This is a genomic window from Novosphingobium endophyticum (assembly GCF_014640675.1).
Taxonomy (GTDB): Bacteria; Pseudomonadota; Alphaproteobacteria; order Sphingomonadales; family Sphingomonadaceae; genus Novosphingobium; species Novosphingobium endophyticum.
Genome location: NZ_BMHK01000014.1, coordinates 16226 through 30882, shown reverse-complemented (window position 1 = coordinate 30882; position 14657 = coordinate 16226). Strand labels below are relative to the sequence as shown.

Below are 14657 nucleotides of genomic sequence, written 5' to 3'. Positions count from 1 at the left end.
AGGGTCTGGGTGCTGCTGCTCACAGTATCGCCTCCAGTCGGGCCAATGCCGCCTCGCTCAGGGCGTCTTCACCCGGCGCGCCGGTGAAGGCTTCGGCGATGAAGGCCTGCAACATCAGGCGCTTGGCCTGCGGCGGTGTGAGCCCGCGTGATTCGAGATAGAAAAGGCCCTGCGCATCGAGTTCACCGACCGCGCAGCCGTGTGCCGCCTTGACGTCATCGGCGAAGATCTCAAGCTCGGGGCGGGCGTTGGCCGTCGCCGTGCGCTCGAGCAGCATGGCGCGCACCGACTGTTCCGCATCGGTTCCGTCAGCCCCGCGCGCCACCGCGACGCGGCCGAGGTAGGTTCCGGTCGAATGGCCCGCAAGCACGGTACGCACAGTCTGCGAGGATGTGGCATCCGGCTCGAGATGGGTGACTTCGGTGACGATTTCCAGCGTCTCCGAACCGGTCGCGAGCTGCGCGGCGCCGAGCGTGAAGTCGGCGCCCTCGGCCAGTTCGACGTCGACCGCGATCCGGCCGAAGACAGGACCCGCCGAAAGGATGCGCAAGTCGAGCTTCGCCTGCTTTTCCAGCCGGATGACGAGATGGCGCGCCACCGCGCCTTCGCCAAGCTCGACGACCTGACGCGATTCCTCGGTTCCCGCGACGACGCAGATTTCCTCGCGCTCGACGGGCCATACACCGGCCAGCGCGTCGAGGTCGGTATAACGGAAGGCTTCTTCCCTGCGGGTGGGGAGGGTCTGGACCTGCGTCACGTCAAAAATCCCCGTCCGGCCCCGCGCAGGCGGGGATCGCGCTTGTCCGCGAGGTTGCATGGCGGCTGGAGCCCGGTCTTCGCGGGGCTTCCGGGAAAGAAGCTGCAATGCGTCATCACGCAGCCACCGCCTCGTAGCCTTCTTCCTCGAGCTGGTGCGCCAGCTCCGGTCCGCCGGACTTGACGATGCGCCCACCGGCCAGGACGTGCACCTTGTCCGGCTTCACGTAGTCGAGCAGCCGCTGGTAGTGCGTGATCAGCAGCACCGCCTTGTCCGGCGCGCGCATGATCGTGTTGATGCCCTCGCCCACGATGCGCAGGGCGTCGATGTCGAGGCCGGAGTCGGTCTCGTCGAGGATCGCCAGTTTCGGCTCGAGGATGCCCATCTGAACCATCTCGGCGCGCTTCTTCTCGCCGCCGGAAAAGCCGACGTTCACCGGACGCTTGAGCATGTCCATGTCCATCTTGAGCAGGCCCGCCTTCTCGCGCGCGAGCTTGAGGAACTCGCCGCCCGAAAGCGGTTCCTCGCCCCTGCCCTTGCGCTGCGCATTGGCGGCTTCGCGCAGGAACTGGACGAAGGAGACGCCCGGTATCTCGACCGGGTACTGGAAGCCGAGGAACAGCCCGGCGGCGGCGCGCTCGTGCGGTTCCAGCTCGAACAGGTCCTGCCCGCCGAAGCTCACAGATCCGCCGGTCACTTCATAGCCCGGCCGCCCGCCAAGCGTGTAGCCGAGCGTGGATTTTCCCGCACCGTTCGGACCCATGATGGCATGGATCTCGCCCGGATTGATCTCGAGCGAAAGGCCCTTGAGGATCGGCTTGTCGGCTACATTCGCCTGGAGGTTATCAATCTTGAGCATTGTCATCCTTCGACGCTCTCCATTTTGGGAGCGAACTGGGTGCGCGCGCGGCGCTTGTCGAACGGCTTGTTCACTTCGGCGTTGATGGTGTCGACGACCTCGTCGAGGCGGGCGAGCACCATGTCCTCGGTGAAGCGCAGGACGCGGATGCCGACGTCGGCCAGCTTCTTGTCCTGCAGCGAATCCACCTCCGGGTTGGCGTCGACCGGGCTGATCGAGACGACGATCCAGCGCGAGGGGCAAGCGAAGTCGACCACGGACGAGCCGACCACGGCCTGCCGCGTGAACTTCACGCCGCCGAGCTTCGAACTCGACAGTTCCGTCCAGAGTGCCTTCTGCGCGTCGGTCGGGTGGCGGCGCATTTCGCGCGCGCGCTCCTTGAGCCGCTCAAGGCGGGCGCCGGTGACGTTGAATGTGCTGATGTCGGGCTTGGCGTCGCTCACGGACCGGCTGACACCGAGGGTCTTGCGTTCGGCCATCACCCCACGCTCCCTTCAAGCGAAATCCCCAGCAGCTTCTGTGCCTCGACCGCGAATTCCATCGGCAATTGCTGCAGCACTTCCTTGGCGAACCCGTTGACGATCAGCGCCACGGCCTCCTCGGTATCGAGGCCGCGCTGCATGGCGTAGAAAAGCTGATCGTCGCTGATCTTGCTGGTTGTCGCTTCGTGCTCGATCTGCGCGGAGGGATTGCGCACCTCGATATAGGGCACGGTGTGAGCGCCGCATTCCTTGCCGAGCAGCAGCGAATCGCACTGGGTGAAGTTGCGCACGCCCTCGGCTCCCGGCGCCACGCGCACGAGGCCCCGGTAGGTGTTGTTCGATTTGCCCGCCGAAATGCCCTTGGAGATGATCGTCGAGCGGCTGCCCTTGCCGTTGTGGATCATCTTGGTGCCGGTGTCGGCCTGCTGGTAGTTGTTGGTGACGGCGACCGAGTAGAACTCACCGACCGAATCCTCGCCATTGAGCACGCAGCTCGGGTATTTCCAGGTGATGGCGGAACCGGTTTCGACCTGGGTCCAGCTGATCTTCGAGCGCGCGCCCTGGCACAGACCGCGCTTGGTCACGAAGTTGTAGATGCCGCCCTTCCCCCGCGCATCGCCCGGGTACCAGTTCTGCACCGTCGAATACTTGATCTCCGCGTCCTCGAGCGCGATCAGCTCGACCACGGCGGCGTGGAGCTGGTTCTCGTCGCGCTGGGGAGCTGTGCAGCCCTCCAGATAGGAGACGTAGCTGCCCTTCTCGGCAATAATCAGCGTACGTTCGAACTGGCCGGTATTCTCGGCATTGATGCGGAAATAGGTCGACAGCTCCATCGGGCAGCGCACGCCCTCCGGGATGTAGACGAAGGTGCCGTCCGAAAAGACCGCGCAGTTGAGCGCCGCGAAGTAGTTGTCGTGCTGCGGCACCACCTTGCCCAGCCATTTCCGGACCATATCGGGGTATTCGCGAATTGCCTCCGAAATGGAGCGGAAAATCACGCCCGCCTGCTCCAGCTCCTTGCGGAAGGTGGTAGCGACGGAGACCGAATCGAACACCGCGTCGACCGCGATCTTGCGCGCGCCTTCGACGCCGGCCAGCACTTTCTGCTCCTCCAGCGGAATGCCCAGCTTCTCGTACACCCTGAGAATCTCGGGATCGACCTCGTCCAGCGACTTGGGCCCGTCCTTCTGCTTGGGCGCGGCCCAGTAATAGGCCTCCTGATAGTCGATCGGCGGCACGTTGAGCTTGGCCCAGTCCGGCGGCGTCATTTCCAGCCAGCGGCGATAGGCCTTGAGCCGCCATTCGAGCATCCACTCCGGCTCGTTCTTCTTGGCGGAGATGAAGCGCACGGTATCTTCGGACAGCCCCTTGGGTCCGAATTCCTGCTCGATGTCGGAAGCCCAGCCGTGCTCGTACTCTGCCGCGCGCGCGGCCGCCTCGCGAGCCTCGCGATCACGCAGTTCAGGTTGGATCGTTTCTTCGGTCATTCCACTTCCTCGACGAACTGCACCAGCGAGACTTGCGCCAGGGCACTGCGCAGCGCCGCGTTTACCGGCGGCCAGTGCGGTTGCGTGGTGCAGGCGCCCTCCAGCGTGCAGTCGTGTTTGCCCTGCTCGAGACAGGCGGTGAGGGCGATCGGCCCTTCGATCGCCTCAACGATGTCCGCGATCGAGATCGCTGCCGGCGGGCGCGCCAGCTTCAACCCGCCCCCGACGCCGCGCGAGGATCGCAAGAGTCCCGCACCCGTCAGCTTGCTCACCAGCTTCTGCACCGTCGGCGCCGGCAGCCCGGTTTCATCCGCAAGCTGCCCGGCGGATACCCGCGCACCGCCGCAATGCCGCGCGGCGGCGGACATGATGACAACGGCATAATCGGCCATGCTCGAAAGGCGCATTGCGAGTGGTTTCCGGTCCCGGAGCTAAATCGGAGTAATTCCTTCCGATTTCACCTAGTGCAGGGAACCCGGAGTTTCAATGGGCGTTTTTCTCGCGACGAGGCAAGCGCTGCGCCCCGGTTCGCCGGCAAAAAAACCGCGTTCGCCGGACAAAAAAAGGCGGTCCCCTGCCGAAGCCGGAAACCGCCATAAGGTAATAAAGAACTCGTGAGCATCTCGCTACGAGCCCTTCGGGTCGCATTACTGATCTAGGCGCCGGGCGTGAGAATTTATTGTAGAATTGCGACATGGCGCGGCAAAACCGGGACCGGCGGCGGATTATCTCATTGATTCAGTGGTCCAACGCAAAGAAGCATTTGAGATCGGATGCCAGCGGCCTTATCGGGCTCAGGTGCTTTATTCATTTCTCCGCCCCTTCCTGTTCCGAATCGACGCAGAAGCGGCTCACGGGCTCGCCATCAAGGCCCTCAAGCAGCGCTCGTCAGGCGTTCCGCAGCGCTTTTCGCCGGCCCTCGCCACCCGAGTCGCGGGGATCGACTTTCCCAATCCCGTCGGCATGGCCGCCGGATTCGACAAGGATGGGGAGGTACCGGACGCCCTGCTGGGCCTGGGCTTCGGATTTGCCGAAGTCGGATCGATTACGCCGCTACCGCAAGAGGGCAACCCGAAGCCGCGCCTGTTCCGGCTTGCGGAGGATCGGGCGGTGATCAACCGGATGGGGTTCAACAACCATGGTGCCGAGGCGGCGATGCGCCGGCTCGCGGCGCGCCGGAGGAACGGCGTGGTCGGGATCAATATCGGCGCGAACAAGGATTCGGCCGATCGTGTCGCGGACTACGCCGTCATGGCGCGGCTGATGGCGCCGCTCGCGAGTTATCTCGCCGTCAACATTTCCAGCCCCAACACGCCCGGCCTGCGCGCCTTGCAGGACGAAGCCGCCCTGATCGGACTGCTCGACGCGGTGATCGACGCGCGCGCGGAAGTCTGCGGCGAAGGCGGGCCGCCGATCTTCCTCAAGGTCGCGCCCGATCTTGAGCCGGCGGATATCGACGCCATCGCGCGCATTGCCATGGACCGGAAGCTGGGCGCGCTGATCGTTTCGAACACCACGATCTCGCGCCCGCCCCTGGCCTCGCGCCACGCCCGCGAAGCCGGCGGCCTGTCGGGCGTGCCTTTGCGAGACCTCGCCCAGCAGCGGCTGCGTGACTTCCACCGGGCGACGGGCGGCGCTTTGCCTCTGGTCGGCGTCGGCGGGATCGCCAGTGCCGAAGACGCCTGGGCGCGCATTCGTGCCGGGGCAAGCCTGGTCCAGCTCTACAGCGCCATGGTCTACGAGGGGCCGGGCATTGCCAAGGCCATCTGCAAGGGCCTGGAAACGCTGATGAAGCGCGACGGCTTCGGCTCGATCGCCGAGGCCGTGGGGACGGAGTAGCACCGCCCGGCCTCGAGCGCTTGCCGCTCCTGCCAGTCGCGCCTAGACGTGGCGCGGCGGGCGCACAGGAGTAGATGCCACAGATGAAACGTGCCGAGTTCGACAAGAGCACCAACGTCGTCTCCCTGTTCTTCGCGCGGGCCGATGCCCTGGGCGATGCGCCGATGCTGTGGGCCAGGAAGAGCGGCGAATGGGTCGCGACGAGCTGGGCCGAGGCCGCGCGACAGGTCTGCCTGATCGCGGCTTCGCTGCGGCGCATGGGGCTGGAGCCGGGCGATCGTGTCCTGATCGTTTCGGAGAACCGGCCCGAATGGTGCCTTGCCGATCTGGCCATCATGGCGGCCGGATGCGTCACGGTGCCGACCTACACGACCAACACCACGCGCGATCACATGCATATCCTGGAAAATTCCGGTGCAAGGGCGACGATCGTTTCGAACGCGAAGCTGGCAAGGCCATTGCTCTCAGGCATCATTCAGACCGACCTGTGCCGCCACGTGATCGGCATGGAGCCGGTGCCGTCAATCCAGGGCGCCACATACGCGGTGCACCGGTGGGACGAACTGCTCGAGGGCGATGCCGTACAGGCGCGCGCGGAAGTGGAGGCGCGCCTCGCATCGTTCACCCGCCAGGATCTCGCTTGCATCATCTATACCAGCGGCACCGGCGGTGCGCCTCGCGGTGTGCGCCAGCATCACGGGATGCTGCTGTCGAACGTCGCGGGGGCGGTGGAGATCATAGACGACGACTTCGGCCGGGATCCCAGCGAGATATTCCTCTCGTTTCTCCCGCTCAGCCACGCCTATGAGCACACCGGCGGACAGTTCTTCCCGATCGGCCTGGGCGCGCAGATCTATTATGCCGAGGGTCTCGACAAGCTGGCCTCGAACATCGAGGAAGTCCGCCCGACGATCATGGTTGTCGTGCCTCGCCTGTTCGAAGTGCTGCGCACGCGGATCATGAAGCAGATCGAGAAACAGGGCGGGCTCGCGCCGCGGCTGATGGATCTGGCGCTGGGTGTGGGCGCGCGCAAGGCCGGCGGACGCCGGCGTGTGATCGACTATCCGCTCGATTTCCTGCTCGAACACACGCTTCGCCCCAAAATCCGCGCCAGGTTTGGCGGGCGGATCAAGGCGATGGTTTCCGGTGGCGCGCCGCTCAACCCGGAGATCGGGGTGTTCTTCAATGCGCTGGGCCTGACGCTGCTGCAGGGCTACGGCCAGACCGAGGCCGGTCCTGTGATCAGTTGCAACCGCCCTTCCGCCGGCCTCGCGATGGATACGGTGGGACCGCCGCTGCGCGGAGCGGAGATCCGCATCGCCGAGGATGGCGAAATCCTGGCGCGCGGCGAGCTGGTGATGCACGGCTATTGGCAGAACGAGGCGGCGACCGCCGACTCGCTGCGTGGCGGCTGGCTCCACACCGGCGACATCGGCCATTTCGACGATGCCGGCAGGATCGTGATCACCGACCGCAAGAAGGACATGATCGTCAACGACAAGGGCGACAACGTCTCGCCCCAGAAGATCGAATCGATGCTCACGCTGCAGCCGGAAATCGCGCAGGCCATGGTCAGCGGTGATCGCCGGCCCTACGTCGTCGGGCTGATCGTTCCCGATGCCGACTGGGCGCTGGACTGGTGCCGCCTCAACGACATACCCTTCGACATCAAGGCCCTGCAGGATCTTCCCGCCTTTCGAAGGGTGATCCGTGCGGCGATCGACAGGATCAATGCCGACCTCTCGGTGATCGAAAAGGTCCGCCAGTTCGCGTTCGCCGACGAGCCCTTCGCCATCGACAACGAGGAAATGACGCCAAGCCTGAAGATCCGGCGCCACAAGCTCAAGGAACGCTATGACGGCCGGCTGGACGGACTTTACAAGAACTGAGCGGGGCCGCTGACACGCAGCGCAATTCCGGGGAGATCGAACGCTGTTCAAGAAACTCAATGACCTGACTGCCATTCTTTTCGTTTTCGTATCGATTCTCGCGGCGTCCCTGAACGCCATTCCCGCGATGGCGCAGCCCGCCAAGCAGCTTGTGGTCGCCACCCACCGCCCTTTGCGATGAAGGGCGAGGACGGGGAGTGGAGCGGCCTCGCCATCGATCTCTGGCGCGACATCGCGGTCGAGCGCGGCGATGACTACCGGTTCGTCGAGACGGACCTGCCCGGAATGGTCGACGGCGTGGCCGACGGCCGCTTCGATGCCAGCGTCGGCGCCCTCACCATTACCTCGGGCCGCGAGGAAAGGGTGGACTTTACGCATCCCTTCTATGCTACCGGATTCGGCATTGCCGTGCACAAATCGCCGGGCACATGGGTTACTCTTCTGGGCACCATTTTTCCGTGTCAGGGCATCCCACAAGGGGCGACAAACCGGCGGAAATCTGCCATTTTTAAGCCTCACCCCTCCCGGAGCGTGCCAAGCGATATCAGGCAATCCGGGGCCATGAGGTGCCACGGTTGGGCTAATATGGCCCCACCCAAAATTCGATGGCACCATGGCCCCGAAAAGCCCTCGCCGGTCTCCTCCCGGACCAGTTGAGGAGATTCGCTCGTGGCGCTGAAAGAGCTGCAAATCCGGAACATCCGTCCGACCGACAAAGTGACCCAATGCACCGATGAGCGAGGCCTCTATCTGGAGGTCCATCCAAACGGGTCGAAACTGTGGCGCTACAAATACCGCTACATGGGCAAGCAGAAACGGCTGGCCCTTGGCCGCTATCCCGATGTCGGCCTAGCCGAGGCGCGGAAACGTCGCGATGATGCGCGCAGGCAACTGGAAGCCGGGACCGACCCGCTGGCCGAGCGCAAGCACGAAAAGCTGGTCGCCGTGTTCAAGGCAGCCAACACCTTTGGTGAGATCGCCAAGGAGTATATCGACAAGCAGGTGGCGCAGGGCCAGGCAGACACCACCACGCAAAAGGCCAACTGGCTGCTGGAGCAACTGGAGCCTATCGCGGCACGCCCAGTCGCAGACCTCAAGCCCATAGATGTGCTGGCCGCGCTCAAGCGGATCGAGGCCAAGGGAAAGTATGAAACGGCGCGGCGTTGCCGATCCTTTGCCGGTCGCGTGTTCCGCTATGCCGTCGCCACCGGGCGCGGCGAGAGTGATCCCAGCTCGATCCTGCGCGGCGCGCTGGTCGTGCCGAAGGTCAAGCATCATGCGGCGATCCTTGATCCCAAACAGATGGGCGAGCTTCTGCGCGCGATAGACGCCTATACCGGCCATGCGATCACTCGCCTGGCCATGCAGGTGTCGCCACATGTCATGGCGCGGCCCGGCGAACTGCGCATGGCGGAATGGTCGGAATTCGACCTCGAAAACGCCGTCTGGAAAATCCCCGCCGAACGCATGAAGATGCGCCGCCCCCCATGAGGTTCCCCTGTCCCGGCAGGTGCTGGCCTATCTGCACGAGTTGTTCGCGCTGACCGGGCCGGAAGGTTATGTCTTTCCAGCGTTCCACACATCGCGGCGTCCGCTGAGCGAAAACACCGTCAATCAGTCGTTCCGCCGAATGGGGTATGCGGTGGGTGAAACGACGGCACACGGACTGCGAACCACCGCTCGACCCTGCTCAATGAGGGCGGCAAATGGTCCCCGGACGCCATCGAGCGATCGCTTGCCCATGCCGACGCCAACAGCATTCGCGGCGTCTATAATCGTCGCCGCTATTGGGGCGAGCGCGTCGCCATGCACCAGTGGTGGAGCGACTATCTGGACGAGATGCGCGACGCCGTCGCCACAGGCCAAGCCGAGAAGATCAGGGCCCGCGCCTAGCGCGTGCCCTGTATCCCGGCGACGCTGGGTTGAAACGGCGCATTACGAATTCTGGCTGGGCTGCTCTTCGCGATACCCAATCGGATCAGCGATCCAGCGGTTGACGGAGGACTCCCGCCAGCCCGCACCGTGAATGCTGATCTTCACCTGGGACGGAAATGACCCCTCGGCGATCTTGCGATACATGGTGGAGCGGGACAGGCCGGTGCGGGCGAGAACGGTCTTGATACGGATGATTTTGTCAGTGTGAGACATGGGGACGTTCTTCCATTCCTTGATGGTCAATGGCTCCCCATGAGCCAAACATTGGCGATCGGGATTCGTCGCGCAAGTACGTTTCTGGTGAATCTCGGCACCGGCGTACTGACGGCGGTAAAGACAGGGAAACGGTGGCAGACGGCCACGGACGGATAGGGCCGGAAGCGGACGGCGTGGCTTGGCGTTTGATGGCGTGGGAAAAATTTTCCGATCAGTCCGGCTTTGGGTCATCGACGACGATTTTCGCCTCGGTTGGCGGAAATTTGCTTCGGCAGCGGACGGAATCTGCGCACGAGTCGGACATTTCCGCCGCCTTGATCCCGGCGGGCGGCGCATCACGCCAATGACATTAAACGGAGAGTCGCAGCGCAAGACCGTATGGCGTCACTTGACGCCGAACGATCGGTTTATTAGGAGGGACCATGAGGATTCGAAACGTGATCCATAAAGGGCTGCGGCGGTTCATCAAGGATGACGACGCCAGCGGATTGCAGTCCGCCGTTGTCGCCAAGGTGCAGCGCATCGTCTCCTTCCTCCAGGACATGGAGAGCGAAGAGGAGTTGCGGACTGTGCCGAGCTGGAAGGCGCACATGCTGACCGGTGACCGCAAGGGAACGTGGAGCCTATTCGTGACGAAGAACCGGCGGATGACGTTTCGGATCGACCGCGAAGAGATCGAGATCATCGACCTCGATTACGAAGATTACCATTAGGAGGTGGCCATGAGTGCGATTGCAGGAATCCGTATGAAGAACCCGGCGCATCCGGGCGGTTTCGTGAAGACCGAGATTATCGAGCCGCTAGGCCTGTCGGTGACGGCGGCGGCGCAGGTGTTGGGTGTCACCCGCGCGACGCTTTCGACGCTGCTCAATGAGCATTCGCAGCTTTCCTCCGAAATGGCGTTGCGTGTCGAAAAGGCGTTCGGCGTGTCGATGGACACGCTGATGCGGATGCAGAACAGCTATGACATTGCGCAGGCCCGTAAACGCGAGGGCGAGATCAAGGTTATGCCTTACGTGAATGCACATAGGCCGCAAGGCGATCAAGAAGTGACCATATAACGCTCTTTTGCGATCTCGGGGGCGACATGGACACTGAAGCAGATACCTGCCGAAAGGAGGTTATTCCCAGGCTGGTTGAAGCGGGGTGGGATCGTGCGCCCTATGCCATCAACGAGCAGCGCACCTTCACGGATGGTCGAATCGTTTTTGTAGGCGGCAAGGCGAGACGTGGCCGCCAAAAGCGCGAGTGCGAACGTGACCAGGCGGTCTGTCAGGTGCAGCGTCAGGGTTCAGCCGATGGGTAATTGACGAAATAGGAAGAGGTCCTTTTGCCTCCCGGTAAACCAAGTCAAATTCTGGCATTTTGTTTTTCTTCTACTCGATGCCCGCCGACGTTCATCAGGGTCCAACTTTGTCCAGAACCGCACTTGCGATTCGAAGCGGCATGACCTCGATGCCCTCCCGGAGCGGATAGCTTTCTGAACCCGGATAGATGACAATTCGCCGCTGAGGGGTCAAATCCGCGCAGGCCTGATAAAAGCCCCGCTCCAAAGTCGGAGCCAGGCTCCGTTTGACCTCGATCGCCCAGAGCGCTCCGCCCGGCAAGGTCAGCAACAGATCGATCTCGGCACCGGCGGCAGTGCGGTAGAAATTCGCCTGCGTCCCTTCCGGCGCGGCTGCGATCATCGTCTCAATAACAAAGCCTTCCCAGCTTGCCCCCGCCACCGGATGGCCGAGCACATCTTCAAGAGTAGCGAGCCCGAGCAGCGTGTGCACGAGACCACTGTCGCGCACATAGACGCGCGGAGACTTGACCAGTCGCTTACCGGCATTGGCGTGCCAAGGCTCCAATCTCCGAACCAGCAACAGATCGATCAGCAGATCCAGATAAGCAGCGACAGTCTTGCCATCGACGCCGAGCGCGCGCGCGAACTCGGCGGCATTGAGCAAACCAGACTGGTGATGCGCCAGCATGGTCCAGAAGCGCCGGAGCGTCTCGGCAGCAATGCGCGGCCCCAGCATCGGCACGTCGCGCTCGAGATAGGTGCGGACGAAATCCTGACGCCAGCGCTGGCTGAGGCGGTCGTCGGGGGCAAGGAAGCTGTCGGGGAAGCCGCCACGATTCCACAGACTGGGCAGGTCTTCGGCCGGGAGCTCCAACCCATCAATCGGTCCCATTTCGAGATAGCTGATACGCCCGGCCAGACTTTCCCCGGATTGGCGGAGCAGATCCAGCGACGCCGACCCGAGGAGCAGGAAACGGCCGGCCCGACGTTCCTTGCGCCTGCCCTCGTCGATGAGGCCGCGCAGGATCTGGAACAGGCCAGGGAGCCGGTGAACCTCGTCGAGTATGACGAGTTTGTCCTCATGGCCTGCGAGATAGAGTTCGGGGTCTGCCATCCGGGCACGATCCGCATCGGATTCGAGGTCGAGATAGAGCGAGGAACGCTGATCGCCGATCATGCGCGCCAGGGTGGTTTTGCCGACCTGGCGCGGACCCAGAAGGGCAACGGCGGGTGTGGTGTCCAATCGCTCGGTTAACTGGGCGGTGATTCTGCGCTCGATCATCCTTGCATTTATGGATCATAATTCCAGATTTGCAAGATCACGATGCGTGCCTTGGTCACGCACCCAAGACCATATTATTCGATCGTATAGCCGAGGGCTCGATATCCAGTTCGCCGCTTTGCCGCCATACGCGCCAGCGTTGGAACCGCTTCGTCGACATAATCGACAACGAGAACGTCCGTCTTGCCGGCATGCTGGCGGTGCAGCCGCCCGACATACTGAGCCAGCGTGCCTTTCCATGAGATAGGCATCGTCAGGAAAAGCGTGTCGAGCCGCTGGTCGTCAAATCCCTCTCCGATGTAACGTCCGGTCGCCAGAATTAGACGCTCCTCACCGTCCGATACGCGCAGCGCGGCTTCCGAAGCCCTCCGTTCAGCCGCGGACATGCCTCCCCTCAGAACGACGAGATTGCGTACAAAATGTGAGAAGCGGCGTTGGAGATAGTCGAGATGATCCCGCCGCTCGGTCAGAACAACCGGCGATCGCTTCGCTTCGAGCGCCTTCAGAACATCGTCGAAAATTAGATCATTGCGCGGTTCGTCCTGTGCGAGGGCAGCATACACGGCCGGCATGGAAGGGCGATCTGCAGTAGCCAGCGGCGGCGGCAAGCGGAACGTTGTCCGGCGATGCCTGGCGCGATGCGCAATGCCCCGCTCAGCGGCCTGCACGCGCGCATCGACGCGATGACGGACAGGGCCACATTGCATGAAGATGATGGGGTGATGACCATCCTTTCGGGCAACGGTCGCCGATAACCCCAGCACGTATCGCGCCTTGGCCCGCCTTGCTACCAACTCGAAACTTGCCGCCGACAGATGATGGCATTCATCGACAACGATATGTCCGTAATCCGCCACCATGTCCGATACCTCGCCCTTGCGCACGAGGCTCTGGATCACCGCGACATCGATGATGCCCGTAGGTTTCCGGCGTCCCCCACCGACAATGCCGATTTCCTTGGGATCGATGTCGAGGAATGTCCGGAGACGTTCGACCCACTGGGTGAGCAACTCACGGCGATGAACGAGAACGAGCGTGTTGCGCGCCCGCTGAGCAATGAGTGCAGCGGCCACGACCGTTTTGCCGAATGCAGTCGTTGCCGCCAGTACCCCATAATCATGCGGTGCCAATGCATCGAAGGCCTTCACCTGAGAGCCGTGTAGCGTGCCCCGAAAGCAAACTTCCCCGGAAAATGGAGAGCCTGTCGTCCGTAAGTCTTCCATCACCGCTTCGGCCCCGTGAACACGAAGGAGTTCGACGGCTTCGTCCAGGCACCCCCGTGGCAACGCTACATGGCGCGGATGAAGTTCGGCGCAGGAGATGATCCGGGGCTTGCCGAAAGTCGGTAATCGCATGGCCTGGGAACGATAGAATTCGGGATTCTGGAAGGCCGCTAGGCGAATGATCCGCGCCGTCATGGCGGGCGGCAATGCAGTGCGGTCAACATAGAGTTGATCAGCGAAGACGATGCCGACTTTCTCCGGCAAGGGGGTGTCGATCGGTCCTGGCTCCCGGCGCCGTGATGGCGTCATGCGCCACGGCTCGTCGGCATCCTCATCGTCGACTGGCATCCGCACGCCCAAAACCGTGCCGCGCCTTTCCGCCTCGGCGACCATCTCCGAAGCGCGCTCGGGGGCCAACCGGGGCAATGACGACAGAAACGCCCATTGATCGTCATAGGGGCGAAGATTTCTGTCGATGAAGACGCTGTTGCCGTTCTCGCGCGCCCTGCCCTGCAAGGGCAATGCGATAAGGTTGCCAAAGCCGCCGGGCGGCATCGTATCCTGGCTTGGAAAGAAGCGGTCGTAGGAAGCGAAACCAATCTCCGGGCGGCGTTCCATCGTCTCGGTCATGATTGCCGCCCCGAGCTGACGGGCGATCCGCGCCGCAATCGGGGCCGCGAAGAAAATCCAGACATGCCCGCCATTACCGGATCGTGACCGCTCAAGAGCGGCAGGAACGCCCTTGGCGTGGCATGTGTCGATCATCGCCAATGCATCGTCCGCCCAGTCCTGCTTGTCGAAGTCGGCGGCGAGGAACCAGCAGGTTTCGTCCGTGAGCAGCGGGTAAACTCCGGCAACGAAGTCGCCAGCAGCGCGGCGCCGACCGTCCCCGCCGCGAAGATGCTTGTCGATCACCTCATCCGACACCGGGACGAATGCCTGATGCGGGCACTCGCCGCATTTGATCTGCGGCTTGCCGCACACCCCTTTTGCCCATTCATTCGCGCAAGCAGGGGAATAGCCCGAGCGCCCCGTCTTTGGGTTGTCCCAGCGGACAGGGAATATATCGGTGCGACCGACGAAGAGGCGGCGAAAAAGCGCCACTTTCTCTGCCGAAGAGGAGGAAGCCATAATGGTGGGCTTGTTCACGCCAAGCGCCGATTGCCGATCATTGGACCTGGGCGATGTTTGCTGGCATTCGAGCTTTCGAAGCATGGCTTCAAGCTCCGCCTGCTCGGTTCCGAGCGCAGCAAGCCGGGTCCGAATATGTTGAATTTGCTCGTCTGTCATGCGGTCGCCATCAATGTCCCCGACTCGTCTCTTTTACAGGATCAGTGCCGATTCGCATGCGAAGGTGATGCGATGACGGCCCGAATGCGCGCTTCATCAAGCGGTGCGAT

Annotated in this window: 13 protein-coding genes and 1 pseudogene; 6 read left to right on the top strand and 8 right to left on the bottom strand. The window is 63.0% G+C overall.

Annotation, left to right across the window (positions count from 1 at the left end; translation table 11 throughout):
* Positions 1 to 19 precede the first annotated feature (19 nt).
* The 5 genes from IEX32_RS11535 to IEX32_RS11515 all read right to left on the bottom strand — a co-directional run bounded on the left by IEX32_RS11535 (position 20) and on the right by IEX32_RS11515 (position 3992).
* Positions 20 to 757: a SufD family Fe-S cluster assembly protein gene (locus tag IEX32_RS11535; protein WP_229736332.1), complete on the bottom strand. Its 738-nt coding sequence runs from the start codon at positions 755 to 757 to the stop codon at positions 20 to 22.
* A gap of 115 nt (positions 758 to 872) precedes the next feature.
* Positions 873 to 1616 (bottom strand): Fe-S cluster assembly ATPase SufC, encoded by a 744-nt coding sequence (gene sufC / locus IEX32_RS11530; protein WP_188771647.1) that lies wholly within the window; start codon positions 1614 to 1616, stop codon positions 873 to 875.
* Between the two features lie 2 nt (positions 1617 to 1618).
* A complete protein-coding gene (locus tag IEX32_RS11525; RefSeq protein ID WP_188771645.1) occupies positions 1619 to 2095 on the bottom strand; it encodes an endonuclease domain-containing protein in 477 nt (158 codons plus the stop codon).
* Complete coding sequence (sufB, locus tag IEX32_RS11520; protein ID WP_229736331.1) at positions 2095 to 3585, bottom strand: Fe-S cluster assembly protein SufB; 1491 nt, start codon at positions 3583 to 3585, stop codon at positions 2095 to 2097. Before sufB ends, IEX32_RS11525 begins: the two co-directional genes overlap by 1 nt.
* Positions 3582 to 3992 carry an SUF system Fe-S cluster assembly regulator gene (locus IEX32_RS11515; protein ID WP_188771642.1) on the bottom strand — a complete coding sequence of 137 codons (411 nt, stop codon included), beginning with the start codon at positions 3990 to 3992 and terminating at the stop codon, positions 3582 to 3584. Before IEX32_RS11515 ends, sufB begins: the two co-directional genes overlap by 4 nt.
* A gap of 391 nt (positions 3993 to 4383) precedes the next feature.
* On the opposite strand from IEX32_RS11515, the gene IEX32_RS11510 reads away from it, so the two are divergent.
* The 4 genes and pseudogenes from IEX32_RS11510 (at position 4384) to IEX32_RS11495 (ending at position 9206) form a co-directional block, all read left to right on the top strand.
* Positions 4384 to 5424, top strand: a complete 1041-nt coding sequence (locus IEX32_RS11510; protein ID WP_188771640.1) for a quinone-dependent dihydroorotate dehydrogenase — start codon at positions 4384 to 4386, stop codon at positions 5422 to 5424.
* 83 nt (positions 5425 to 5507) lie between these two features.
* Positions 5508 to 7313 (top strand): AMP-dependent synthetase/ligase, encoded by a 1806-nt coding sequence (locus tag IEX32_RS11505; RefSeq protein ID WP_188771637.1) that lies wholly within the window; start codon positions 5508 to 5510, stop codon positions 7311 to 7313.
* A gap of 177 nt (positions 7314 to 7490) precedes the next feature.
* Positions 7491 to 7970 (top strand): transporter substrate-binding domain-containing protein, encoded by a 480-nt coding sequence (locus IEX32_RS20690; protein WP_229736330.1) that lies wholly within the window; start codon positions 7491 to 7493, stop codon positions 7968 to 7970.
* 12 nt (positions 7971 to 7982) lie between these two features.
* Positions 7983 to 9206 (top strand): annotated as a pseudogene (locus tag IEX32_RS11495) (tyrosine-type recombinase/integrase).
* A 42-nt stretch (positions 9207 to 9248) separates the two neighbouring features.
* On the opposite strand, the gene IEX32_RS11490 reads toward IEX32_RS11495, so the two are convergent.
* Positions 9249 to 9461 (bottom strand): helix-turn-helix transcriptional regulator, encoded by a 213-nt coding sequence (locus tag IEX32_RS11490; RefSeq protein ID WP_188771764.1) that lies wholly within the window; start codon positions 9459 to 9461, stop codon positions 9249 to 9251.
* Positions 9462 to 9886: 425 nt separating this feature from the next.
* Here IEX32_RS11490 and IEX32_RS11485 point away from each other — a divergent pair, with 425 nt between their 5' ends.
* Entirely contained in the window at positions 9887 to 10177 is a 291-nt protein-coding gene (locus IEX32_RS11485; RefSeq protein WP_188771635.1) for a type II toxin-antitoxin system RelE/ParE family toxin, read from the top strand.
* Between the two features lie 9 nt (positions 10178 to 10186).
* On the top strand, positions 10187 to 10525 hold the full coding sequence (locus IEX32_RS11480) for a HigA family addiction module antitoxin (RefSeq protein ID WP_188771633.1): 339 nt from the start codon (positions 10187 to 10189) through the stop codon (positions 10523 to 10525).
* Between the two features lie 339 nt (positions 10526 to 10864).
* Here the strand turns inward: IEX32_RS11480 and IEX32_RS11475 are convergent, their stop codons facing one another.
* Both IEX32_RS11475 and IEX32_RS11470 read right to left on the bottom strand, forming a co-directional pair.
* Complete coding sequence (locus IEX32_RS11475; protein ID WP_188771629.1) at positions 10865 to 12034, bottom strand: ATP-binding protein; 1170 nt, start codon at positions 12032 to 12034, stop codon at positions 10865 to 10867.
* A 74-nt stretch (positions 12035 to 12108) separates the two neighbouring features.
* Positions 12109 to 14547, bottom strand: a complete 2439-nt coding sequence (locus tag IEX32_RS11470) for a TOTE conflict system archaeo-eukaryotic primase domain-containing protein (protein WP_188771627.1) — start codon at positions 14545 to 14547, stop codon at positions 12109 to 12111.
* Positions 14548 to 14657: the final 110 nt, after the last annotated feature.

Bases quoted from the DNA above. Each gene is read 5' to 3' on its own strand.
- sufC (WP_188771647.1), bottom strand. From the start codon at position 1,616: ATGCTCAAGATTGATAACCTCCAGGCGAATGTAGCCGACAAGCCGATC.
- IEX32_RS11525 (WP_188771645.1), bottom strand. From the start codon at position 2,095: ATGGCCGAACGCAAGACCCTCGGTGTCAGCCGGTCCGTGAGCGACGCC.
- sufB (WP_229736331.1), bottom strand. From the start codon at position 3,585: ATGACCGAAGAAACGATCCAACCTGAACTGCGTGATCGCGAGGCTCGC.
- IEX32_RS11515 (WP_188771642.1), bottom strand. From the start codon at position 3,992: ATGCGCCTTTCGAGCATGGCCGATTATGCCGTTGTCATCATGTCCGCC.
- IEX32_RS11505 (WP_188771637.1), top strand. From the start codon at position 5,508: ATGAAACGTGCCGAGTTCGACAAGAGCACCAACGTCGTCTCCCTGTTC.
- IEX32_RS20690 (WP_229736330.1), top strand. From the start codon at position 7,491: ATGAAGGGCGAGGACGGGGAGTGGAGCGGCCTCGCCATCGATCTCTGG.
- IEX32_RS11490 (WP_188771764.1), bottom strand. From the start codon at position 9,461: ATGTCTCACACTGACAAAATCATCCGTATCAAGACCGTTCTCGCCCGC.
- IEX32_RS11485 (WP_188771635.1), top strand. From the start codon at position 9,887: ATGAGGATTCGAAACGTGATCCATAAAGGGCTGCGGCGGTTCATCAAG.
- IEX32_RS11480 (WP_188771633.1), top strand. From the start codon at position 10,187: ATGAGTGCGATTGCAGGAATCCGTATGAAGAACCCGGCGCATCCGGGC.
- IEX32_RS11475 (WP_188771629.1), bottom strand. From the start codon at position 12,034: ATGATCGAGCGCAGAATCACCGCCCAGTTAACCGAGCGATTGGACACC.
- IEX32_RS11470 (WP_188771627.1), bottom strand. From the start codon at position 14,547: ATGACAGACGAGCAAATTCAACATATTCGGACCCGGCTTGCTGCGCTC.